The organism is Bombilactobacillus sp. ESL1092, assembly GCF_058107465.1.
Genome location: NZ_JBYLUO010000002.1, coordinates 1 through 21,072, shown reverse-complemented (window position 1 = coordinate 21,072; position 21,072 = coordinate 1). Strand labels below are relative to the sequence as shown.

24 protein-coding genes are annotated in these 21,072 nt (G+C 33.1%); 18 read left to right on the top strand and 6 right to left on the bottom strand.

Annotated elements, in window-relative coordinates; all coding sequences use genetic code 11:
• The 6 genes from AC3B6Y_RS09240 (at position 1) to AC3B6Y_RS09215 (ending at position 5,628) form a co-directional block, all read left to right on the top strand.
• Positions 1-2,031, top strand: a complete 2,031-nt coding sequence (locus AC3B6Y_RS09240) for a DNA topoisomerase (RefSeq protein WP_489791576.1) — start codon at positions 1-3, stop codon at positions 2,029-2,031.
• A 43-nt stretch (positions 2,032-2,074) separates the two neighbouring features.
• Positions 2,075-2,617, top strand: coding sequence for a hypothetical protein (locus AC3B6Y_RS09235; RefSeq protein WP_489758086.1), 543 nt, complete (start codon positions 2,075-2,077; stop codon positions 2,615-2,617).
• 20 nt (positions 2,618-2,637) lie between these two features.
• Positions 2,638-3,018: a hypothetical protein gene (locus tag AC3B6Y_RS09230; protein ID WP_489791575.1), complete on the top strand. Its 381-nt coding sequence runs from the start codon at positions 2,638-2,640 to the stop codon at positions 3,016-3,018.
• Positions 3,019-3,103: 85 nt separating this feature from the next.
• Entirely contained in the window at positions 3,104-3,877 is a 774-nt protein-coding gene (locus tag AC3B6Y_RS09225) for a DNA/RNA non-specific endonuclease (protein ID WP_489758103.1), read from the top strand.
• Between the two features lie 240 nt (positions 3,878-4,117).
• Positions 4,118-4,993 (top strand): Fic family protein, encoded by an 876-nt coding sequence (locus AC3B6Y_RS09220; RefSeq protein ID WP_489758087.1) that lies wholly within the window; start codon positions 4,118-4,120, stop codon positions 4,991-4,993.
• The gene (locus AC3B6Y_RS09215; protein WP_489791574.1) at positions 4,990-5,628 is read left to right on the top strand and encodes a CPBP family intramembrane glutamic endopeptidase; all 639 of its coding nucleotides are present in this window, start codon (positions 4,990-4,992) and stop codon (positions 5,626-5,628) included. Before AC3B6Y_RS09220 ends, AC3B6Y_RS09215 begins: the two co-directional genes overlap by 4 nt.
• Before the next feature lie 46 nt (positions 5,629-5,674).
• On the opposite strand, the gene AC3B6Y_RS09210 is transcribed toward AC3B6Y_RS09215, so the two are convergent.
• Both AC3B6Y_RS09210 and AC3B6Y_RS09205 read right to left on the bottom strand, forming a co-directional pair.
• Positions 5,675-5,968: a HigA family addiction module antitoxin gene (locus tag AC3B6Y_RS09210; protein WP_489758089.1), complete on the bottom strand. Its 294-nt coding sequence runs from the start codon at positions 5,966-5,968 to the stop codon at positions 5,675-5,677.
• A 14-nt stretch (positions 5,969-5,982) separates the two neighbouring features.
• Positions 5,983-6,270 carry a type II toxin-antitoxin system RelE/ParE family toxin gene (locus AC3B6Y_RS09205; protein ID WP_489758090.1) on the bottom strand — a complete coding sequence of 96 codons (288 nt, stop codon included), beginning with the start codon at positions 6,268-6,270 and terminating at the stop codon, positions 5,983-5,985.
• Between the two features lie 199 nt (positions 6,271-6,469).
• Here AC3B6Y_RS09205 and AC3B6Y_RS09200 point away from each other — a divergent pair, with 199 nt between their 5' ends.
• The 12 genes from AC3B6Y_RS09200 to AC3B6Y_RS09145 all read left to right on the top strand — a co-directional run bounded on the left by AC3B6Y_RS09200 (position 6,470) and on the right by AC3B6Y_RS09145 (position 16,459).
• Positions 6,470-7,063 (top strand): recombinase family protein, encoded by a 594-nt coding sequence (locus AC3B6Y_RS09200; protein WP_489791573.1) that lies wholly within the window; start codon positions 6,470-6,472, stop codon positions 7,061-7,063.
• Between the two features lie 385 nt (positions 7,064-7,448).
• Complete coding sequence (locus tag AC3B6Y_RS09195; RefSeq protein WP_489791572.1) at positions 7,449-7,769, top strand: DDE-type integrase/transposase/recombinase; 321 nt, start codon at positions 7,449-7,451, stop codon at positions 7,767-7,769.
• Positions 7,732-7,848 carry an IS3 family transposase gene (locus AC3B6Y_RS09190; protein WP_489791582.1) on the top strand — a complete coding sequence of 39 codons (117 nt, stop codon included), beginning with the start codon at positions 7,732-7,734 and terminating at the stop codon, positions 7,846-7,848. The genes AC3B6Y_RS09195 and AC3B6Y_RS09190 overlap by 38 nt, the downstream gene beginning before the upstream one ends.
• Positions 7,849-8,371: 523 nt before the next feature.
• The gene (locus AC3B6Y_RS09185) at positions 8,372-9,826 is read left to right on the top strand and encodes an aminotransferase class I/II-fold pyridoxal phosphate-dependent enzyme (RefSeq protein ID WP_489791570.1); all 1,455 of its coding nucleotides are present in this window, start codon (positions 8,372-8,374) and stop codon (positions 9,824-9,826) included.
• A complete protein-coding gene (locus AC3B6Y_RS09180; protein ID WP_489791569.1) occupies positions 9,826-10,413 on the top strand; it encodes an NAD(P)H-dependent oxidoreductase in 588 nt (195 codons plus the stop codon). The genes AC3B6Y_RS09185 and AC3B6Y_RS09180 overlap by 1 nt, the downstream gene beginning before the upstream one ends.
• 2 nt (positions 10,414-10,415) lie before the next feature.
• A complete protein-coding gene (locus AC3B6Y_RS09175; protein WP_489791568.1) occupies positions 10,416-11,654 on the top strand; it encodes a beta-ketoacyl-[acyl-carrier-protein] synthase family protein in 1,239 nt (412 codons plus the stop codon).
• Positions 11,655-12,402: 748 nt separating this feature from the next.
• Positions 12,403-12,963: a recombinase family protein gene (locus AC3B6Y_RS09170; protein WP_489791566.1), complete on the top strand. Its 561-nt coding sequence runs from the start codon at positions 12,403-12,405 to the stop codon at positions 12,961-12,963.
• 22 nt (positions 12,964-12,985) lie between these two features.
• Positions 12,986-13,354, top strand: a complete 369-nt coding sequence (locus AC3B6Y_RS09165; protein WP_489791565.1) for a hypothetical protein — start codon at positions 12,986-12,988, stop codon at positions 13,352-13,354.
• Between the two features lie 448 nt (positions 13,355-13,802).
• Positions 13,803-14,183 carry a hypothetical protein gene (locus tag AC3B6Y_RS09160; protein WP_489791563.1) on the top strand — a complete coding sequence of 127 codons (381 nt, stop codon included), beginning with the start codon at positions 13,803-13,805 and terminating at the stop codon, positions 14,181-14,183.
• The gene (locus tag AC3B6Y_RS09155) at positions 14,176-14,622 is read left to right on the top strand and encodes a DUF5839 family protein (RefSeq protein ID WP_489791561.1); all 447 of its coding nucleotides are present in this window, start codon (positions 14,176-14,178) and stop codon (positions 14,620-14,622) included. The genes AC3B6Y_RS09160 and AC3B6Y_RS09155 overlap by 8 nt, the downstream gene beginning before the upstream one ends.
• On the top strand, positions 14,619-15,518 hold the full coding sequence (locus AC3B6Y_RS09150) for a MepB family protein (protein WP_489791560.1): 900 nt from the start codon (positions 14,619-14,621) through the stop codon (positions 15,516-15,518). Before AC3B6Y_RS09155 ends, AC3B6Y_RS09150 begins: the two co-directional genes overlap by 4 nt.
• A 392-nt stretch (positions 15,519-15,910) precedes the next feature.
• Positions 15,911-16,459 carry a type III toxin-antitoxin system ToxN/AbiQ family toxin gene (locus tag AC3B6Y_RS09145; RefSeq protein WP_489791559.1) on the top strand — a complete coding sequence of 183 codons (549 nt, stop codon included), beginning with the start codon at positions 15,911-15,913 and terminating at the stop codon, positions 16,457-16,459.
• A gap of 53 nt (positions 16,460-16,512) precedes the next feature.
• Here the strand turns inward: AC3B6Y_RS09145 and AC3B6Y_RS09140 are convergent, their stop codons facing one another.
• The 4 genes from AC3B6Y_RS09140 to AC3B6Y_RS09125 all read right to left on the bottom strand — a co-directional run bounded on the left by AC3B6Y_RS09140 (position 16,513) and on the right by AC3B6Y_RS09125 (position 20,133).
• The gene (locus tag AC3B6Y_RS09140; protein WP_489791558.1) at positions 16,513-16,788 is read right to left on the bottom strand and encodes a hypothetical protein; all 276 of its coding nucleotides are present in this window, start codon (positions 16,786-16,788) and stop codon (positions 16,513-16,515) included.
• 2 nt (positions 16,789-16,790) lie between these two features.
• Positions 16,791-17,843 carry a ParM/StbA family protein gene (locus AC3B6Y_RS09135; RefSeq protein WP_489791557.1) on the bottom strand — a complete coding sequence of 351 codons (1,053 nt, stop codon included), beginning with the start codon at positions 17,841-17,843 and terminating at the stop codon, positions 16,791-16,793.
• Between the two features lie 1,142 nt (positions 17,844-18,985).
• The gene (locus tag AC3B6Y_RS09130; protein ID WP_489791556.1) at positions 18,986-19,318 is read right to left on the bottom strand and encodes a DUF5388 domain-containing protein; all 333 of its coding nucleotides are present in this window, start codon (positions 19,316-19,318) and stop codon (positions 18,986-18,988) included.
• A gap of 2 nt (positions 19,319-19,320) precedes the next feature.
• Positions 19,321-20,133, bottom strand: a complete 813-nt coding sequence (locus tag AC3B6Y_RS09125) for a ParA family protein (protein WP_489791555.1) — start codon at positions 20,131-20,133, stop codon at positions 19,321-19,323.
• Positions 20,134-21,072 lie beyond the last annotated feature (939 nt).

Genomic DNA, 21,072 nt, shown 5'->3' with positions numbered 1-21,072 from the left:
ATGACGGATTATTTAATTTTGGCGGAAAAACCGAGTGCAGCCAAGAAGTTTGCCACTGCCTTAGGTGGAACAACTGGTAGTTATGGCGGAAAAAGTTACAAGATAGTGGCGAGCCACGGACATTTAATGACCTTGAAAGAACCGGCAGAGATGTTAAAAGATCCTAGCTTGGCCAAGAAGTACAAATCTTGGGATATTAGTGACTTACCATGGAGTATGCAAGATTTTACCTGGCAAAAAACCTATATTAATTCTTACAATCCTAGGACAAAAAAGAAGCAATCAGCTGCTGCTGATATTAAAAAGATTAAGGAAGCCACAAAGGATATTCAAACATTGGTAATTGCTACCGATGACGATCCGTCAGGCGAAGGGCAGCTGTTAGGCTGGGAAATAGTCAATGCTATTGGTTGGCATGGTCCAGTAGGTCGGATGTATTTTGAAGATGAGTCGGCCCGTAGCGTTCAAAAAGCATTTAATCAAATTGTTCAATTACCACCGCAAAATCAAGATGGTGAATATTTGAAAGCCGAAACTAGAAATCGCTGGGATTATATGTCCATGCAGTTAACGCGAGCTTCAACGGATTTGGCCCGTAAGGCAGGTTACCATGTTAAGAGTGTGCGTCAGGGACGTTTGAAGTCGGTAATTATTCGCCATGTATTTGACCAGCAAGAAGCAATTAAAAACTACCAACGCAAGCCATTTTACGAGGTTAAATTCAAAGATGAAAATGAGCATGTGTTTACCAATAAATTAAAGGATGCCCCCAAATTTGAACAAAAAAGTGAAGGTGAGCAAGAATTACAAAAGTATCATGACTCAGCGATCAACTCAGCTGTCATTACCCGTAAAATGCAGTCCCCAGGAGCATTAATTGATTTATCAGGTTTAGCAGCCCGTCTGGCACCAATGGGTTTCAACGCTAAAGAAGTTTTAGCAACTTATCAAAAGCTGTATGAAGCTGAATACGTTTCATATCCACGTACAGAAGACAAAAAAATCACCCTGGAACAATTTAATGACTTATTGCCCTTAGCGGAACAAATTGCAGGTGTCGTTGGCGTTAATCCGCAATTACTAACCCACCGTTCACCCCGTAAAAAGCATTTAACCAAAGACGCAGCGCACGGCGCTAATCGTCCGGGACTTAAAGTTCCTACTTCTTTAGCTGATTTAAGTAAATTTGGCCCCAGTGCTCAAGCTATTTATCAGACTTTGGCCAAGAACTATTTAGCCATTTTGTGTGAAGACTATGTTTATGATCAAGTTAAGGCTACTTTGGTGGATTATCCAACGTTTGAAACGTCTTTTAATATTCCAGTTGAATTAAACTTTAAACAAGTGTTCGCAAATGACTCGGACGAACAAGGCCAAGAACAGACAGCCGAGTTAGGAAAGGTGGCAAGCCCATTTCTATATGAGGGAGCAAATCCGAAACCTACTAAGCCCAGTATGAAGTGGGTCACTAAATATTTAGAAAAATATAACGTAGGTACTGGTGCAACAAGAACGTCCACGCTAGCCGAATTAGTGGCCGGTGCAAATGCCCCGCTAAAGGAGAAAAAAGGCGTGTATTCGATGACGCCGGTTGGTAATTTGACGGCGGCTTTGAACAAAGATACTTGGATTTCATCGGTTAACGTCACCGAAAAGCTCTTTAATGGAATGGCGCAAGTTGGCCAGAAGCAAATTAAGCCGGGTCAATTATTAGGTACAGCCACCCAAACGATTGAACACGATGTACCGATTATGATTTATAACGCCAAAACTTTAGTAACCACAGTGGGTAAACCGCAAGGTAATACTGCACCATTTAAGAAAAAGGAAAAGGTCAGTGGAACGTTGGCCAATGGAACAAAGGTCGAATTTAACCAAAAGTGGGGGACGCACACGTTTACTGACAAAGAGGTTAACGATTTGTTGGCAGGAAAAGAAATTAGCTTTAGGTACAAGAAATCAATGATCAAAGGTTCGTTACAGCAGCAAACTTACAAGGGTCACAAGTTTTGGGGATTTAAGAAAATATGATTTTTTATGAAAAGCATTATAATTATTTTTATGGAGGAAACTTATGATATCTAAATGTAAAAAGACAGTAAAACGGCTTTTTAATGATCCTTATTTTTGGATATCTTTGTCTATAGGTTCTTTGTTATCTGCTTTTTCTTACGTGAAAATCCAAATAGAAATACCAAGGATATATAATGAATTAATGAATAGGCGACAGTTATTAAATAAAATTTCTGGAACGACTATTATGTTGTTTGGTATTACTATACTACTTTTTATCTGTTTTGCTTTTATGGCTTTAGTATCTTATTCCTCAATCATTAATAATAAACACAAAGGATTTTTTTACGGAAGTATTAGTATTATACTAATAATGCTTGATGTTATGTTTTTTTCCATTAACATAGTAAGAAAAAAACTAGATATTTACCTTGTGGTCCTTGTTTTTATTTCTATTACCTGGATTATCTGGTGCAGTATTAAGTTATTTAAAATGATATATAAATGGATACAGGTAAATGGTGATAAGAAGTTTGATTTAGCAAAATTAACTTTTATTTGGACTATTATTGCCGCTTTGTTCGGTTGGATTTTGCATAAATAGTTATTAATTTGGAGATTTAAGTGACTAGAATTAGAATAAATTTTTTAATTACGGAATCGTTAACGGTGTTGATGGTTGGGCTATATATGATCTTTTTATATTTCTATAATAAAAATTTACGCTCAATATGGGATTCTTATAGTAATTTGATTAGTAGTTCATTTGCGGTAGTTGGGGCTGAAAATTATGAAACATATCTATTGCTTGGATTAGTGTCTATAGGTGTAATGATATTTGAAGTGTTCATTTATTTTAAGTATGGTGGAGAAGATGCGTTACTATGGTTAGGTATAGTAATAAATTTAGTGTTGATAATTTGTACTTTCACACTACTTTGTAATCCAATTTTGGCTGCAGCCACTATTATTATACTTTTTGTAATACTATGTAATGGATCTTAAATTTTATGTAATTAATATGTGAAGGACTAGCAAGTAATTTGCTGGTTCTTTTTTATTTGCAAAGGAGTGAGCAGAAGTGAAGAATATGAAGACTGATACGTCTAAAAGGGTATTAAAAATCGCCGGACTGGCGATCTCAATTATTTTAATTTTTACGGTCTTTTTAGCTAGACATAAAATTAAAAACTATTGCGTTGGTGTTGCGAATAAAGCTGAGACAGTCATGATCCCAGCAGTGGACGCTAATCAAGATTTAGCTGATCAAACAAGCAATACGAAATTTAAAATTGACGATAATGTGCCGGATTTCGAGGATCAAGACTTGGTACTTCAGAAAAAGAAAAAGCAAAAAAGTACGTGGATCTATTATTCAAATCAAGACTCTGCGAACAGACCTACGCAAGTGGACGCTATGTTAGATCAGAATAGTTTGCCTAAAAAGCCAAGTGTAAAACCTGTTACCTACACGCCGGTAGGTTTTATTAATAATGACAATATGCCTGGTAAAGTTAATTTTACTCGTGGTAAGTTATTGAACAATTTAGTTGATAAAAAGGTAAATGTTAATGATCCAAGAAATGTATTTACGGCCACTAACTTTTTGGAAAGTAATTTAATTAACGTTATGGAGAAGAAAACCATTAGTTATCTAAAAACTAATCCGAAAAATCACGTCCGTTATCGAGCAAAATTAGTTTACAAAGACAGTGAAATCATTGCCCGCGGGGTACAAATCGAAGCTCAATCAGTTGAAGATCGCGGCTCAACTTCTAATTTGAGTTTCAATGTTTATTTAAGGAACATGCAATCACACATTCAAATTAATTATGTCAATGGTGATAGCAAGAAAGGCATTTAATAGTAAATAAATTTACCCATTTTTAATCAAAAAACGGTAATTGGCTTATTTGCCTCAAAATGAGCTTATAAGAATTTTTTGTAGCTTGAATATAATTGGACGTGATTTAAATTTAAATTGCTTAGATTGCAAATATTAAAGCCAAATTTTGTTAAAAGTCAAAAAAATTATCTTTTTCAATCAAAAGACAGATTTAGAATGAGCATGGTACACTTATTAGTTAATAAGAGGTGAACGTCTATGAATTATAACGAACAATTAAAAGAACTTACTGCATTAAAGACTAAAATGAATCAATATCGTCCGTTATCTCAATTAGAAGTTAAACAACTAGAAAAAAATGTTCGAATAGAACATGTTTGGTCTTCCGCGGCAATTGAAGGTAACACTATGAGTAAGTATGAAACAGCTGCTTTAATTGAAGGTGGTTTAGGAGCTACTATTCATGGTAAAACGCTGAAAGAAACACTGGAAATTACCAATTTAAATAATGCCTACGACTACATGGTCGAATTAGCAACTAAACAAGTCGAATTAAATGTGTCTGATATTCGCAATTTAAATCGGATTGCGACCATGGAAACGATCATTCCACAAACCGACGCAGGTAATTATCGAACCATCGACGTTTGGCCATATGGTTTAGAAGATCACCCTTATTTAACACCATATGATATTCCGGAAGCGATGGATAATTTAATTGTCTGGAGTAAGACCGCATCTCAAGAATTGCACCCAGTGCAGTATGCAGCTGACTTGCACCAAAAATTTGTTTCAATCCACCCTTTTAGAGATGGTAACGGTCGAACGGCTAGATTGTTAATGAATTTTGCTTTAACGGAAAACGGTTATCCAGTAATTAATGTTAATCCATCTAAAGTAGCTCGCAATAAGTATATGGAAGCTTTAGAAAAAGCCAGATCTAATCAGCATGAAATGATACCATTTCGGGAATTAATTGCCGGCTACGTTAAAGATGAGCTTAATCATCGAATTTCTATTTTGGAATTAAATGAAAGAAACACCAAAGAAGCTGAAGAAGATCTTTATAGTGACCAAAACAGAATTAATTGGAAAAAGTATTATCATGACCACAAAAATGAGTTAGACAGATGAGTAGTAAACAGTTAAATATCTTTAAAATGGCAGGGCACCTTTTATTAGGGGCCTTGCTTTTTGTTTGGGAACAGATACCAGTGATTATTTTAGAATCGATGGCCTCAAATAAAAAGGCTAGTCAATCTTGGCTTAGTTACACGATTTTCGCGCTTTTTTGTATTTTAATTATAGTGGCCATGATTTGGATAACTAAAAAGGTACAGTTGTTTCCAACCAAAAAATTGGACCGTCAAGCATTTTTGTTAGTAATAGCTGCTGGTGTCTTACTATTTCTAATAAACTTGGTACTAGCACCGTTATTTAAAGCAATAGGTAATACTAACGTCAGCACTCAACTGCAAGTTGTTAAACGAGTCCCAGTTGCTTTTACGATTTACGCACTTTTAATTGGACCAATTTTGGAAGAATTACTTTTTCGAGGATATATACAAAACATGTTCAACTTGGATCCAAGGATAAATATATTATTGTCGGCGGTCATTTTTGGTTTAATGCACGTTTCAAATGATCCAGTATACTTTATTTCTAAATTGATTATGGGAGTGATTTTAGGCTTGGTTTACTGTAAGACTAGAAATATTAAGGCAAGTATTTTAGTACATTTAATTAACAATCTGACTGCCTTAATCTAAAAAGAAGACTCTCCTGATTTATTTATAGGAGAGTCATACATATGATTTAGTTTAATTGGTATTGTTGTATTTGATTGTATTCATCTTTCATACTTTTTTCCGCATTACGGATGTCAATGTCATTTTGTAAATTTAAAAAGTAGCGATCCGATACACCGAATAATCGTCCTAAACGAACAGAAGTATCTACGGTAATTTTACGTCGATCATGTAAAATATCCTGTATTCTTGATGTTGGAACATTTACTTTTTTAGCTAGCATATATGCGGAAAGATTTAAAGGAATCATAAATTCTTCCTTTAAAATCTCACTAATTTTTGGTGTAGTTATATTATTCATCTATGGCTCCTCCATTAATTATGGTAATCAATAACTTCAACGTCAACAAAATCATTTTGGTTTCTAATTGAAAAACAAAGCCTGTATTGTTCATTAATTCTAATGCTATACTGTCCGCTTCTATTACCAGATAATTGTTCTAAATGATTAGCTGGGGGCATTCGTAGATCGTTAATATTGTTTGCATTGTCTAACATAATCAATTTTCGTAATGCTGTTTTTTGGATTGTTTGAGGCAATTTTTTGGAGAATTTTTGATTGTATATTTTTTCTGTTTCTTTGTCAGCAAAAGATTGTATCATAGTTTACTTTCCAATAATTTAATTTAACTATAATTATATCTGTTTATAATGCACATGTAAAGGAGATATACAAAAAGAAGATTTTTATGTTTAAAAAAGGTATTTTTAGGGTGTGCTCTTAAAATACCTTTTGGAATATGCTATACTGGAAATGTTAAAGGGTATTCTAAAAGGTGTTTTTTAAATTGGGGGTAAAAATGTGAAAATTGGCTATGCCAGAGTGTCTTCAACTGACCAAAATTTGGATCGTCAGATTGAAGCACTAAACAAAGAAGGTTGTACAAAAATTTTCCAAGAGAAAATCTCTGGTAAAAATACGGAGCGCCCACAACTACAAGCAATGTTGAATTATATTCACGATGAAGACGTTGTGGTGATTATGAGCTTGGATCGTTTAGGACGTAATTCTCAGGATATTAAAGATCTTTTGTCTGAAATTCGCCAAAAAGGGGCAACGATTGATATTTTGGATCTTCCTAGCTTCAAGGGAGTAGAAGATCCTAATTTAAAGAACCTTTTGACCAATATAGTAATTGAACTCATGTCCTATGTTGCTCAATCTGAACGTGAGAAAATTCGTGAAAGGCAAAGAGAAGGGATTGCGATTGCTAAAAAAAATGGTGTTTATGTGGGAAGAGCGCAAGAATATAATGATCACGCCAAAGATCCTAAAAAGCGATTAGTGTATCAAGCAATTGTCCAGGACTTAAAAGACAATAAGCCAATTAAACCAATGGCCAGAAAATATGGGGTATCTAGGACACTCATTTATAGAATAAGAAAAGAACTATAAAGAAAGTAAGTTTATTAGCTACTTGAAAAGTAAAAATCCCCAAGATAAAAATTGATATTGATGTGGCCCCTGAAGTTAGGACAACTTCGGGGGGCCATTTTGATATCTAAATTATCTAAGTAAGACAAAATTGATATTTACAATTTGTGGAAATATTACGGTATTGGTCCAAAATAATTAAGTCACATATACAGTGTAGGTCTGCGTTCTATTAATTATTTGGTTGCCCTAATATATCATTACAAACGTCGTTATGGTTATCGGCAAATTTCATTGGCATTATCAGTAAACGCTGCAGTAAATATAATAGTTATCATGGCACCCAAGGAATTATTAAAGCTAACTTGACTAAGTGTCAATTTGCTGCTACCAAATAAGATCAAAAATGATATTGGACGTAACGGAATTTAGTTTAAATAGGCAAAAGATTTGTTTGTCGCCAGCTATTGATGGTTGTACGCAAGAAATCATTGCCTATAATATTTATCGTAGTCCGAACCTCAAACCAAAAATGGACATATTAAAGCATGTTGTGCCAACACATCCTAAACTAGATAATTTAGTTCTGCATACAGATCGAGGTTGGCAGTATCAACATGCTCAGTACCAAGAATTACTGAAAAAGAAGCGAATCAAACAATCCATATCTCGTAAAGGCAATTCATTAGATAACGGAATTAGAAGTAGCACTCAGTTCTTATGTTAGTTACTATAATCACCAAAGAATCAAAGACAAATTAAAAGGACTAACTCCGATGGAATATCGTAAACTAGTCCTCAGTTAAAAACTAAAAAAATCTGTCCTAATTTTGGGGTGCATGCCAGCATATCAGTGGATCTTTACTTTTTTGTATCGATGATTATTTTGCTTGTTTAAGTAAAATTTCTGAATTTTTCAGATATTCTTGTAGTTAATATTTTTAACTTGTAATTTACATATTCATTTCTGTAACTTTCTAGATAGGATAGGTTTTATACTTGCACCAAAACATGTGAAACTTAATCAATTATACCAGATTCTTATCTTGGAATTTTTTATTTTGAAAGCATCTAATTTTACTATGAAACTTATGTATAAATAATTTATGATGTTAAAAATAGATAAAAATAAAACCTTTAAAATTTGCGTTCTAAAGAAACACATCTGCCATTGAAAAAAACTGTTTAAATCATTAAATTAAACAATAAACATTAAAGAAACGGTTTTAACTTATTAAGTGCATTAAATTTATCATATATTGACTTTAATATGGTTAGGTGTTTATAATTTACTATAAATATATGTTTATTTATTGGAGGATTATCATATTGAATGATCTAATGGATATTATCTCTCAAATTTCAGGAGAAGATAAAGACAACTTTAAGGAAACCGATGAATTAATTAACGATATTGGATTTGATTCGTTAATGCTTATAGATTTGGCAAATACGGTTGAGTCGAAATTTGGTTTAAAAGAGAACTCTATTCCTTATAAAAATTTTAATGTTCATACAACTATAGGAGATGTTGGCAGATTAATAGGTATAAAGACTCAAGATAGTGTTAATTCATATGATGTAGAAGTTTCAGATATTAAAAAATTTCCAGAAATAGAACAATTTAATGAATTGTACCAAAAAGAAAGTAAAAATCTGCCCTATTTTAGATTAGATGATGGTGTTCCCACTAATAGTATAACAATTTCTGGCGATAACTATATTAATTTTTCAACATATAATTATTTAGGATTAAATGGTGATTATAGAGTTAGTGAAGCATCTAAGAAAGCAATAGATAAGTATGGAACTTCTGTGTCTGGTAGTAGATTATTGAGTGGCGAGTTGGATATTCATAGGCAACTTGAAAAAGAGATCTCTAATTTTTTGGGTACTGAAGATGCAATTGTTGAAGTTGGTGGACACAGCACTAATGTTAACACAATCGGAAATATAGTTAATGAAAAGGACTTAATAGTACATGATGAATTGGCTCATAATAGTATCGTTCAGGGTGCAACGTTGTCTCATGCAATGAGAAGATCATTTAAACATAATGATATGACTTCTTTAGAAAATATTTTAAAAAGATTAAGGAATAAATATAGACGCACTTTAATAGTAGTTGAAGGTGCTTATTCTATGGATGGTGATATTTGTAAATTACCTGAATTAATTCGTTTGAAAAAAAAATATGGCTGTATTTTGATGATTGATGAAGCACACTCTTTTGGTACTATAGGTAAAAATGGTGCAGGTGTATGTGATTACTTTAATATATCTGCTGATAACGTTGATATTCTCATGGGAACTTTAAGTAAAACTGCAGCTAGTTGTGGGGGATATATAGCAGGGAGTCTGGAGTTAGTAAATTGGCTTAAGTTTAATTCTCCTGGTTTTGTGTTTAGTGCCGGTATTACTCCCGCTAATACTGCTAGTGCACTAAAAGCAATTCAGATATTTAAAAATGATAAGACTATGTTGGAAAAATTAAAATCAAATTCAGATTATTTGCTTAATGGTGTTAGGGATTTAGGCTTTGATACTGGTAATAGTAAAGATACTCCTATAGTACCTATTATTTTAGGAAATTCAGCTAATGCGGCTAAATTATCTAACTATTTATTTGAAAATAATATAAATGCGTTGCCTATAGTTTATCCTGCAGTAAAAGAAAGTGAAGCTAGAATAAGATTTTTCGTATCTAGTATGCACACTAGGTCTGATATAAATAAGACTTTAAATATCTTAGAAAAAGCCAAAAAGAATATGGGTGAATTGTGATGTCTGTACTTATAATATACGCTCATCCTTATGATAAAAGTTTTAATCATGCTGTTCTTGAAACTGTATTACAATCTCTGGATATAAGCAAAGTAAAATATAATGTAATTGATTTGTATGGTGATGGCTTTAACCCTGCTTATTCTACCGAGGAACTTGCTTTATTCAGTGTCGGAAAGACTTTAGACGATTTGGTTATTAAATATCAACAGTTAATAAAAGCCTCCAGTAAAGTCATATTTATTTTTCCTGTCTGGTGGAATGATACTCCGGCAATTGTAAAAGGTTTCATAGACAAAATTATGAAAAAGTCGTTTTCTTACTATGTTGGTAAAACTGGAGTTGTTGGTAAATTAAATAATATCAATAAGACTTTGATTTTGACTACGTCAACCTCTCCAACATTTTATTTAAACTTATTTTGTGGCAATGCTATTAAGGGCGTTTTTGTGAAAAGCACTTTAAAACAATTGAATTTTAGACATTTAAAATGGAAAAATTTCGGGAGCATTGATACAAGTAGTAAAACAAGAAGGACTGACTATCTAAATAATTTAAGTCATTATATAAAAAAATGGAGTAAATGATTATGAATAGAGTAGTGGTTACAGGCATGGGGGCCATAACGCCCATTGGAACTACGGTGGAAGAAAACTGGAATTCTATTAAATTAGGTAAGTCAAATTTTAGTTATAATTCTGATTTAGGAGTTAATATAAGCAAAATAAATGATGATTTTAATATAAGTATGTCCAAAAGGGACATAAGATATCAGGATAGATCTTCACAACTTGCAAATCTGGCAGCTATACAAGCCGTTAAGGATAGTAAGTTGAATGATTCTGATCTGAATAATTCAGCAATTAGTGTTGGAACAGCCATAGGTGGTATTAATACAACAGTTGAACAAGTTAGTAAAGCTGCTACAAATGGAAAGCTCAATTCTATGGAAGTAAGGACAATTATAAAAATGTTGCCTAATATGATAGCTTCTAATTTATCTATAAATCTTGGTGTAAAAGGTCCTGCACTTACTTATTGCTCCGCTTGCTCTTCTAGTAGTATAAGCCTTGGTGAAATGTTTGAAAAATTAAGATATGGATATTTATCTTCAGCCTTGGTAGTTGGTACAGAATCTTGCTTAAATGATTATGCAATTATGGCTTTTAAAAAGTTGGGTGTTTTATCGAATAGTGATGCTATATCAGATGCTTCTTTGCCGTTCATTAAAGATCGTACAGGTTTTGTTATATCAGAAGGAGCTGCGGCTCTAGTAATAGAAACTTTGGATCATGCGAAGAGTAGGAATGCTGACATATATGCAGAGATTGTTGGATATGGCAACTGCTCTGATGCTTTTTCTTTAGTTGCTCCAAGTGAATCTGGTATGCAAAAATCAATGGAAATTGCTTTAAAAGATGCCAATATAACTAAAAATGATGTAGATTATGTAAATGCGCATGGTACTGCTACTGTTGCAAATGATAAATGTGAATCTGATGCAATATCTAGTTTGTTTTCTCAAAATACTAAGGTTTCATCTACGAAAGCTGTATCAGGTCATTTGTTGGGGGCCGCTGGAATATTTGAAGCAATGTTGTGTATAAAAATGATTAAGGATAGAGTCTTTGTGAAGCAATTTGGAATGGAAAGAGGGATTGTTGATACAAATCTGAAATTTAAAGCAATGTTATTAAATAATAATTTTAATAACTTTAAAAGTAATCAAACTATATACGTAATGTCTAATTCTTTTGCTTTTGGAGGAGTTAATTGCTCTTTAATTTTTAAGAATTTTAATAGTGATATTAATTCTAATATAAAATAAGTATTTTATGATGAAAGAAAATTTAAATTATTTTCTTTGCCATATAGTAACTGACGTAAATAGTTTTAAAATGATTAAAAATAAAAAGTTGCTAATAATGTACTCCCCCGAAGTTATGACAATTTCGGGGGAGCATTTTTATGCTTATATGATATAAAAATAAACTGCAAATTTTACTTGTAGGAATCAAAAAAGGTTAGTACGCGTGTGCTAGTTAATTTTTTTCCAAACATCTACAAATAAGTATTGTTCTATTCAACTTTGGAATTACTTTAAAAAATTGTTTACTTAGGTATGCTAAAAAGGTGATTCTTTAAAATCATAATAATGTAATTTATTGATTATTTTGTATCATTTATACAACATATTTTCAAAAATTTTGCACTAAAGTTGAGAGCTGTCTAACAAACAGACATTGTAAACTATAAATAATCCTTTATTGTGGTTGGACTCTCTGGTTAACTATTTCAGTTTTCATGTATTTAAATAAAACGTCACATAGGCAATTTAATCTTGATTTTTATGTAGGCAAAAAAGTCAAGTAGTCTTCATATATGATAAAGAATACGTTGATTAGAAATACTAATTTGATTCTGCGAATACATTAAAGCCAGTAATTGCACGTCAGTTAATTTAGTTAAATGATCGTTGAGCCGTTTTTTAATGGTTGTGTCGCTTTTTTACTTGTCTTATAATTAGGCTAGTTAGAATACGTCATATCTTAGCGACATAAATAGGTGGTAAAAATATGAAATACGGCTACGCTCGTGTTAGTACAACGGATCAAAAATTGGAAAATCAAATTGAATTGTTAAAAACAGCTGGTGCTGAAAAAATTTATCAAGAAAAATTTACAGGCACTACAACTCAACGTCCAGAATTTAAAAAATTGATTGATCAGCTGTCAGAAGATGATACATTAGTCGTTACTAAACTAGATAGGTTTGCTAGAAATACGAGAGAGGCTTTGGAGATTATCCAAGATCTGTTCCAACGCAATGTTAAGGTTCATATTCTCAATATGGGAATGATTGATAATACACCAACAGGACAACTAATCTTTACGATTTTTAGTGCTTTTGCGCAGTTCGAACGTGATATGATTGTAACAAGGACACAGGAAGGGAAAGCTTACGCTAAAAAGAATGATCCAGGTTTTAGAGAAGGACGCCCCAAAACGTACACTGACGAGCAAATTCGCTTTGCTTATGAATTACGTAAGCAAGGTATGACCTATAAAATGATTGAGCGTAAAACAGGTATCAGTGAACGTACTCAACAGCGACGTTTTAAATTACTGAATAGTTAATTACAGAATAAGGAGAATTCATATGCTTAAGAAAATGTCTTATTATTTAGACGTCTTACTTTATCTTGCCATGGTAATTTTGAGTGTTTGTTCGTTGGTAAAATCGTTACTTAATCCAACGGCAAGCAATTCAGCAACAATTTTTTATATTTTAAGCACAGCTAGCCTGGTTCTGGCAACCGTTTTGTCTGTTGCTAGAATTAAAGTTAATAGAAAATTAGGTTTCGTTTTCAATACTTTGAGCATAACATTAATGGCTGCCAGCGCGTGGTTCCTGTTAATAGCCAACGGCTATATTACTAAAATTCTTGGTCAAGTAATAATAGCAGTGTTTTTAGTTTTAACCATAGTGATTGCTTTGATGAATTATCATTTGGTCAAAAATAGTTAATCAAAAAAAATTTAAGCAACAAAAACAAAATGGCTAAAGCCTTGTAAATCAAGGATTTAGCCACTTTTTTATGGTATAATTATTGAGTAAAGTTAAATGCTAAGGCGGTGGCTGTTCCTCGAAAGGGAGTGGTGCTTATGGTGTAAAAACTGTAAACCCAGATCCTAAAGAAAGGAGTAGCAAATTGTTTCATTTGAACGTCCACGATCTTTGCCAGATAATCACAACGATTATCGATGTCGCAAGTTTCGTTTGGATGGTCATGCATGAATCAAAAAAATAATCGCCTTAGCCGCGCAAGGCTAGCGATTATTTTAGTTTTCAAATAAAATTTAATAGTCGCCGTCTTAGCAACTTTACGGAAAGGTTAGTGTACAAGCACTGACCTTTTCTTACATATAAATAATAACATAACTGGAACAAAATTTCATGTCAAAGGAGTTTAATTATGCATACTAAAATAGTCGGTTATTTAGATGCAGTACTGTATTTGTTAATGATAATTATTAATTTACTTTCCTTAACAATTGAATTTATAAGACCTGACAGAACCGCTTTTTCAATTGTTTTCTATATTTTGAGTACTTTGTTTTTAGTATTGACGTTAGTTTTGTCTTTAGTAGCTGTATCTAAAAAAATTGGTCGAATAACTAAATTACATTTAGAATCTTGGACCTCGACTTTCTTATTTGCAGGCATGGTTTTTATGTTAATTGCTGGGGGCTATATTCAATATTTTGTTAGTAAGTTAGTAGTTCTTGGGCTTTTAGTTTTAACTTTAGTAGTTGTTTTCTCAAATCACAGTTTGGAAAAAAATCTTCATGAGTAAGAAAAAGAGTAGACCAAGGGAAGTTAGGCGCGCGGTTAAAGCTGTTCTATTGTACAAAAATAAAAAGAATGGTCGGTATCGTTTTGCTCCTCAGGCTTATTGGTATCAAATTTCCACAAATACTAAATTAGAAGTCGAAGGAAAGCCGCTTAGTAAGTTTAGAGGGACAAAAGTTCCATCTAGTAATATCATTATGGTCAAAACCAACTATGGATCAAAACCGGCGGTAGTTTTGGAAAATATGGAAGTAACAGGAGTAATACCCAAACGAGTCATTAAGAAAATGCGTAGAGTGACTAGGGTAACTACGCAATCTTTGAACGATATAGCTCCCAGACTTTGGGAAGCATTAGTTAAGTTTGATCTATTGGCTGATAGAAGTGATTATGTGACTTTGCCAAAGCCGAAGATCCAGTTAAAGGATAGTAGCAAACAATGACTGAAGACAAAAAAGTAAGCAGGAAAATGTTCCCAAAACATGCGGTTTTGGTGCGGCATTTGAATAAAAATGATAAAACGGGTGCGTATGAACTTTCTAATGGCGCTTATTGGTTTCGTTTAACCATTAATACGGAAGATCGGCCCCATAAAGAAAAGTTTAATAGTGATAGAGTACCATTTGGCCAAATTGTAGAAGTGGGTACAAGGTATGGTCACAAAAAGGGCGTTGTTTTAGAAAGTAAAACAGTAACCGCTGAAGACGGCGAGAATGCACTTGCTGAAGTTCAACACATGAAGCGGGTATTAGTAATTACCAATGATAAATTAGACGATTTTGCGCCCGAGTTAACGCCTAGTATTTACAATTATGTTAAATCGCCGAAAAAGCAGAAGCAGTACACGTATCAGTCTTCAAAGATAATCAATAAAACTCTTCTGCCATATTTAGGTATGACTGTTAAATATCGCTACAAAGAGCCACAAATGGAAAAATACGAAGGTTTCTACTTCAAGATGTTTGATATTTCCTTTCGGAATAGGCTTGCTAGAAAGACACCAGTTCGTAAAGGCTACTCTGTGTCCTTATATGAACGTGATGAAAATGATAAAAAACAAGCCTTTGATATGGATAGCAGCTCTGATATTACCTTAATCAACATTGTGGACGGTATGCACCAGGGCCAGTTCCTATTTCCAAAAACAGTTTTGTTGAAGCACGGTATTTTAAGAAAAACAGGAGTCAAAGGAAAAATGACATTGCGTGTTTACCCTGGTTGGGAAACGGGATTGAATGCAGCTGCTTTAAAAGAATTGGAATGGCAAACAGATTATTTTGTGGATTTATCAAATGATCGCGAAGCCGATATGGAAGTTTTAGAACGTATTATTGGTTAGTATTCAGCGAAAGTAATGGAGGGCTACGGTTATATTTTTAATCGCTGTGTTACCAGTTTGGAATTTGAAATTTCTTTTTTGTCTTGACAATAAAAAGAAAAGTAGTTATTATTACACTGTAAAGAGGTTACAGAGCCTATTAAAAAACTGTTGTATCTAGAGGTTACAGAGCCTATTAAAAAACTGTTGTATCTAGAGGTTACAGAGCCTATTAAAAAACTGTTGTATCTAGAGGTTACAGAGCCTATTAAAAAACTGTTGTATCTAGAGGTTACAGAGCCTATTAAAAAACTGTTGTATCTAGAGGTTACAGAGCCTATTAAAAAACTGTTTTGAGTCGTAGTGTTGTGGTCGGTGTAGAGCCGACTTTTTTATTACATAATGATAATTAAGTGAAGCTCTTTGATGTGTTTGATGTGGAGGAAATTACGATGAGGTACTGTTCCATTGATCAAAAGTATTTGAATTATTTAAGGCAATATGAATCTAGAATACCTTTTAGTGAATATGGTAACAATCATTTTAAACCCTTTTTTCACAGTCTTTTTGACGTAGGAGATTTAGAATATGTTGCGCAATTAAATCATCCTCAAAGACGTCATAGACATATGAGAAATAATATGGATTTTAAAAAGATTTTTGATGGTAATAATTTGCTAGGTGTTGTTAATTTAAATTATATGTTTCCTGTTTGCAAACAATGTATCATTAGTATGGAAAATTTTGGTGATATTGATCAATTTAGAAGTTTTAATACTAATAATGAAAAATCATCATATATTTTTCTCCTAAGAAAAGAAATGAGAGAAATGGAGCGAATGGGATTAGATAAAGATGCTAAAAGATTGTATCGTTATAAAAATAATCATCCTAATAGTATATTAAGTAATAGGTGTTTTGATTTTAATAACTTGGAAACTAAGGCAAGGAATTATGTATAGTAAATTACAATAAAAACAACGGATCAGCATTTGCTGGTCCGCTTTTTGTTTCTTTAGCCATTAAATTCTCCAAAACTTTTATTCAAAGTCTTTTTTGATTTTTTAGTTTTATTAGGTTCAGAAATAGGAGTATTAGTATGAACGTCTTGAACAGAACTATTACTTGGTCTCAGAACTTGATTGGCATGTAGTCCGTCAATTTCATTCAAAATGCACATTTTTACAAATGCCGCTTTGGGCATATTAGTATTTTGCAACTGATTTAAGATCCTTTGATCTCGTTCATTATCGGGATTTAACCTTAATTGAACATATTCTATTTTGCTCAAAATTAGTCCTCCTTACTTACTTGTTGTGATTTCACATACTTGTAAAATCCACGAACATTTGCTACTTCTGAATCTTTAATGAAGATAGCGTTAGGAATTTTATTAGTGATTAAGTCTTTATTGATTAAGTTTGCACCACCACCGGTAATCAATAGTTCAGCTAATCCGTCAATGTCTAATGTTGATTGTACGTCACTGATTAGCTTTTTGGTAAAGTGATCAATTTGTTTGTTAACTGAAGAAGTAATATTATTTCCACTTTCGGCTTTACCATTTGGAGAATAGCTCCAATCACGCGTTTCTGATCCTTTGATTAAAGCTTTTTCTAATTGGTAATCGTTGGTATCAACGTCTAAGTCTAGGTTGGAAGCAATGTTTTTGATTAATGAGTTAATCCCGGTCTTATATTCGCGTCGATCAACGGTGTTGAGATCCATGTTGTTCAAAGTATCTAGTAAAACTGTACCGCCGCCAATATCTACAATGCCAATTTTATCAGTTTCGTAATGTTCATTTTTAACGTATCCTTTGTCATCTAACATTTCTTCACATACGGTACCAACTGGTTGCGGTAAAATTTTAACTTCTTTTACGTCAATTGAGTAAGTTTCGCCGTCAACTTCTATCTGATGACGACCTTTTAAATCTTTGCTTAAAGTTTTTAAACGTTCTTGACTAGTAAAATCGTCAGTTGGTACGCCAACAATACTTTGAACTTCTAGAACGCTTTTTTTAGAAGAAGGAAAGTCACTGGCAAGTAATCCTAAAGAAAATTCAACTAATAATTTGAATGAGTCATTATTATATCGATTGCCGTAATTGGATAAAGTATCCTGGATTAAATTGTCTAAATGTAAATCGTTAATCCCCTCACCCCATAAGTAGTAATCTTCGTCAAACATAGTCTTGAACTCTTTTACGTTGTTCTTTTTGTTTGCTCCTAGTTGAAGAGGTGCGTCGGCTTTGTTAACGAAGCGTGAAGGAATAATATATTCACTTTTACTGTCCTTTAACTTTGAGTTTTTATTGCCTAAATCTAAACTAAAAATTTCCATAGTGATTTCTCCTTTTTGTTTTAGCATGCTTTTATATGTGTTTACATGCTTTATTATAGCGTGCAAAATCGTAAATGCAACTATTTGCATGTAAAAATATTCAAAAACGTGTGTTTTGTTCGATCCATTTTTGAACTGAGACATGTATTTACATTTAAAAACACTGTTATAAATGCAAATACATGCTAAAGCATTTGTTTATAAAAAATGAATTTCCAAAAAATAAATTAAATGACATGTTTTTTGATGAAAAAGCATGTGTTTAGAGGATAAAAAAATATCCTGGATAAATTCCAGGATATTTCGTAAACACATTAAATAACATGTAAAAACAAATCGGATCACACATATTTTACAATCTATCTTTTTTATAATCAATAATTATTTATGAATATGAAAATCAGTTATTATTTTAATTAATAAATGAATTGCTTTCGGATAGTAAACCGAAATTATTTTTTTACCAAAAAATGTAATTAAAGAAACCACGAAACTATCTGATAAAATGCGTATTAAATAAAATATTAGCGAGTCTATCGCTATGTATTTGGGTAAAATAAAGCCAGAATACACGCTTGTTTTTAATATTTCAAGCATATTCGTTCTCCTTTTATGTTCTTTATTTAAAGGAGATAGACTGGTTGTATGTGTAATCACAATGATTTTATCACAGTATTGTAATTAATAGTATTGTGGCGGTTAAAAAAATTAAATGGTACAATTGTTTACGTAAAGTGAAATGCTAAGGCGGTGGCTATTCCGGAACCGAGGTGTTGCTTATGGTGTAAATACCATTCAAGTAGAATCTAGGAAAGGAGTAGCAAGGTGTCTCTGTTTGAGATTCTGGAGCTTATCATTACAGGCAGTAAAGCAATATTTGATGCTGTGATGCGAGTTCTTGAATATATCAAAAGGGGTCAAAAATAAAAATAATCGCCTTAGCCGTGCAAGGCTAGCGATTATTAGCTTTTAATAAAAAATCTGATGGTTGCCGTCTTAGCAACTCTACAAAGGAGTCAGTGTGTCCATCGCTGGCTCTTTTTATTTACACTTATATATTAACATAAGTTCTACTTTTTCCATACTTTTTACGTACTTTTTTCTTCTTTTACAAAGTGTTAAATGTTAAATACATTTAACACTCACTTTCTATTCTTTAGTCTGTCCTTTTCTTCTAAAATTTCAAACATTTTTTCAAAACGTGTACGATCGCTAGCAGATAGTTCTTCTATTGCTTGTTCTACCAAGCTATTTACATAGTCTTTTTGCGATTTTCCAAGTCCAAGATTAATTAAGGCAGCTATTTTGTTGCGAATATGATTATCAACTCTAATATTGATAGGGAAAGTAACAGTGTTTGGATTATCTTCTTCTAGAACGTCGTTTCTCTTAACTTGATTTCTAATAGTTACTTTTGTTCCACGTTCTAATTTCTTACTCTTATTATTGGCAGAATCATGATTTAGCATTCCCATATTTAATCACCTATCCGCGTTAAGATTTCTTTGGCCACGCCTTGGAATGCCTTATGAACTTTCTTATCCCAAGGGTCTTTAGGATTGTCAGTAATTCCTGTCATGTCCATGCGTTTAATGCGTTCCATAAGCATAATTTTGTGTTCAAAGACATTTTCTTCACCGAACTCTTCAATAGCCGAATTTAAAATTTCCGTGTCCACTACGGCGTTTCGCTTAGATAGAACTGGTAAAATTCCCATTACGTCTACTTCTGAATCAAAGTCGTCAATTAGGGTCTTCTGTAAATAGTCAATTAGGACTTCTGCGCCTGATAATGAGCGCTCCTGTGTTTGTAAGACCACGATAATCTGGTCGCAGGCGTTAAATGCTGTGTCGTTGGCTAAAGAGATCGTTGGCGGTACGTCAATAAAGATAAAGTCGTATTTTTCCTTTAAATTCTTAATTTTGTCTTTAAAGAAATCGACTTTTGCTTTTTCAGTCTTAATGTTTTTATCTAAATAACGACTGTACATACTAAAATCGACGGCGTTAGGAAGTAAAAATAAATTATCGGTGATTTCTATGGCAATATCATTAAGATCCATATTGGTATTAATAGCGGTCATTAATGACGTATTTATGGTGATCACTTCGTCGCCGGTTTGAATACTTTTGGTCTTTAAGAAAAGTGAAGTCAAGTTAGCTTGTGGGTCAAAATCAATTGTCAAAGTTTTGTATCCCATTTTTGCTAGGTTATAACTGGTTAGTGCAGTAGTGCTAGTTTTACCAACACCACCCTTGAAATTTAGAAAAGATAACACTTTAGCGGTCATAGTAAATCCTCCTTTTGACTAATATAACACAATTCCTTACAAAGTGTTAAATGTTATATGTTAAATACATTTCACATAATGTATAATGGTAAATGTGAAATGTTAAATGTATGAGTTTCTCATTTGGCAAGATTTTCATTGACATGTGACTGTTTAAAATTATATATTCTATTTGTGTCAAACATTACTTTTGTATCTTAGCCTAGATCTTTAGTGGCTAGGCAAACACCATTGGATACAAAAAAAGACTCAGTGCTCTCATGCGAGCCTCCTAAGTCTTAATAGCAAAAAAAATCGCCCTAACACCAATTAGGACAATCACACTTTTCATCAAACTGTGATTCTATTGTATAGCTCATTCTTAGAGTTGTCAATGCGATTGATTAAAAAAATGCGGGAGACAAGCCGCGTTAAGAGACTTACTAAGTGAGTTAACAGGACATGATCTTGAAGTGTTAATTTGACGGTGTGAGGAAACAAGTAGACAAGCAGGTCGCTTACCCGCTATTTCAAAAAGAAAATTTAAGCAGTCCTAGTTGGATCACTCCTAACTAGGGTTGGGCCAGCGCTAGCCCGTGGGCTAATCACTCGATGATTGAAAGAGACCACTTACTAATAGCGTGGGATAAGTTCCAACGATGGAACAGGTAAAACGGCTTGCTGGGCAACCAGTGAGCGGTATCAGTATGAGTTTATTATTGAACAATAAAAAATAAGATAATAGACGCCGCAAAGGGCGTTTTTTTTGTGGTTTGGAAACACAGTTTCCGTTAAGTATTGATTGGCATGAAGCCAACAAATGAGTGACAATCGAGGCTCCCGATACGTCGACGAGCTAAGTAGGTTGATTTTGTACTCTGGACAAAAATCTAGGGTACAAATCTGCTCTCAGCAACCCTCAACCATCTCTAAGCTAAGCAGGTCTAAACCCTTTAGTCA

Excerpts from the sequence above, each read along its gene's own strand:
- AC3B6Y_RS09240 (WP_489791576.1), top strand. The coding sequence starts at position 1 with ATGACGGATTATTTAATTTTGGCGGAAAAACCGAGTGCAGCCAAGAAG.
- AC3B6Y_RS09210 (WP_489758089.1), bottom strand. The coding sequence starts at position 5,968 with ATGAATAATATAACTACACCAAAAATTAGTGAGATTTTAAAGGAAGAA.
- AC3B6Y_RS09165 (WP_489791565.1), top strand. The coding sequence starts at position 12,986 with ATGCTTAAGAAAATGTCTTATTATTTAGACGTCTTACTTTATCTTGCC.
- AC3B6Y_RS09135 (WP_489791557.1), bottom strand. The coding sequence starts at position 17,843 with ATGGAAATTTTTAGTTTAGATTTAGGCAATAAAAACTCAAAGTTAAAG.
- AC3B6Y_RS09220 (WP_489758087.1), top strand. The coding sequence starts at position 4,118 with ATGAATTATAACGAACAATTAAAAGAACTTACTGCATTAAAGACTAAA.
- AC3B6Y_RS09160 (WP_489791563.1), top strand. The coding sequence starts at position 13,803 with ATGCATACTAAAATAGTCGGTTATTTAGATGCAGTACTGTATTTGTTA.
- AC3B6Y_RS09205 (WP_489758090.1), bottom strand. The coding sequence starts at position 6,270 with ATGATACAATCTTTTGCTGACAAAGAAACAGAAAAAATATACAATCAA.
- AC3B6Y_RS09235 (WP_489758086.1), top strand. The coding sequence starts at position 2,075 with ATGATATCTAAATGTAAAAAGACAGTAAAACGGCTTTTTAATGATCCT.
- AC3B6Y_RS09195 (WP_489791572.1), top strand. The coding sequence starts at position 7,449 with ATGATATTGGACGTAACGGAATTTAGTTTAAATAGGCAAAAGATTTGT.
- AC3B6Y_RS09150 (WP_489791560.1), top strand. The coding sequence starts at position 14,619 with ATGACTGAAGACAAAAAAGTAAGCAGGAAAATGTTCCCAAAACATGCG.
- AC3B6Y_RS09125 (WP_489791555.1), bottom strand. The coding sequence starts at position 20,133 with ATGACCGCTAAAGTGTTATCTTTTCTAAATTTCAAGGGTGGTGTTGGT.
- AC3B6Y_RS09155 (WP_489791561.1), top strand. The coding sequence starts at position 14,176 with ATGAGTAAGAAAAAGAGTAGACCAAGGGAAGTTAGGCGCGCGGTTAAA.
- AC3B6Y_RS09130 (WP_489791556.1), bottom strand. The coding sequence starts at position 19,318 with ATGGGAATGCTAAATCATGATTCTGCCAATAATAAGAGTAAGAAATTA.
- AC3B6Y_RS09215 (WP_489791574.1), top strand. The coding sequence starts at position 4,990 with ATGAGTAGTAAACAGTTAAATATCTTTAAAATGGCAGGGCACCTTTTA.
- AC3B6Y_RS09180 (WP_489791569.1), top strand. The coding sequence starts at position 9,826 with ATGTCTGTACTTATAATATACGCTCATCCTTATGATAAAAGTTTTAAT.
- AC3B6Y_RS09170 (WP_489791566.1), top strand. The coding sequence starts at position 12,403 with ATGAAATACGGCTACGCTCGTGTTAGTACAACGGATCAAAAATTGGAA.
- AC3B6Y_RS09175 (WP_489791568.1), top strand. The coding sequence starts at position 10,416 with ATGAATAGAGTAGTGGTTACAGGCATGGGGGCCATAACGCCCATTGGA.
- AC3B6Y_RS09225 (WP_489758103.1), top strand. The coding sequence starts at position 3,104 with ATGAAGACTGATACGTCTAAAAGGGTATTAAAAATCGCCGGACTGGCG.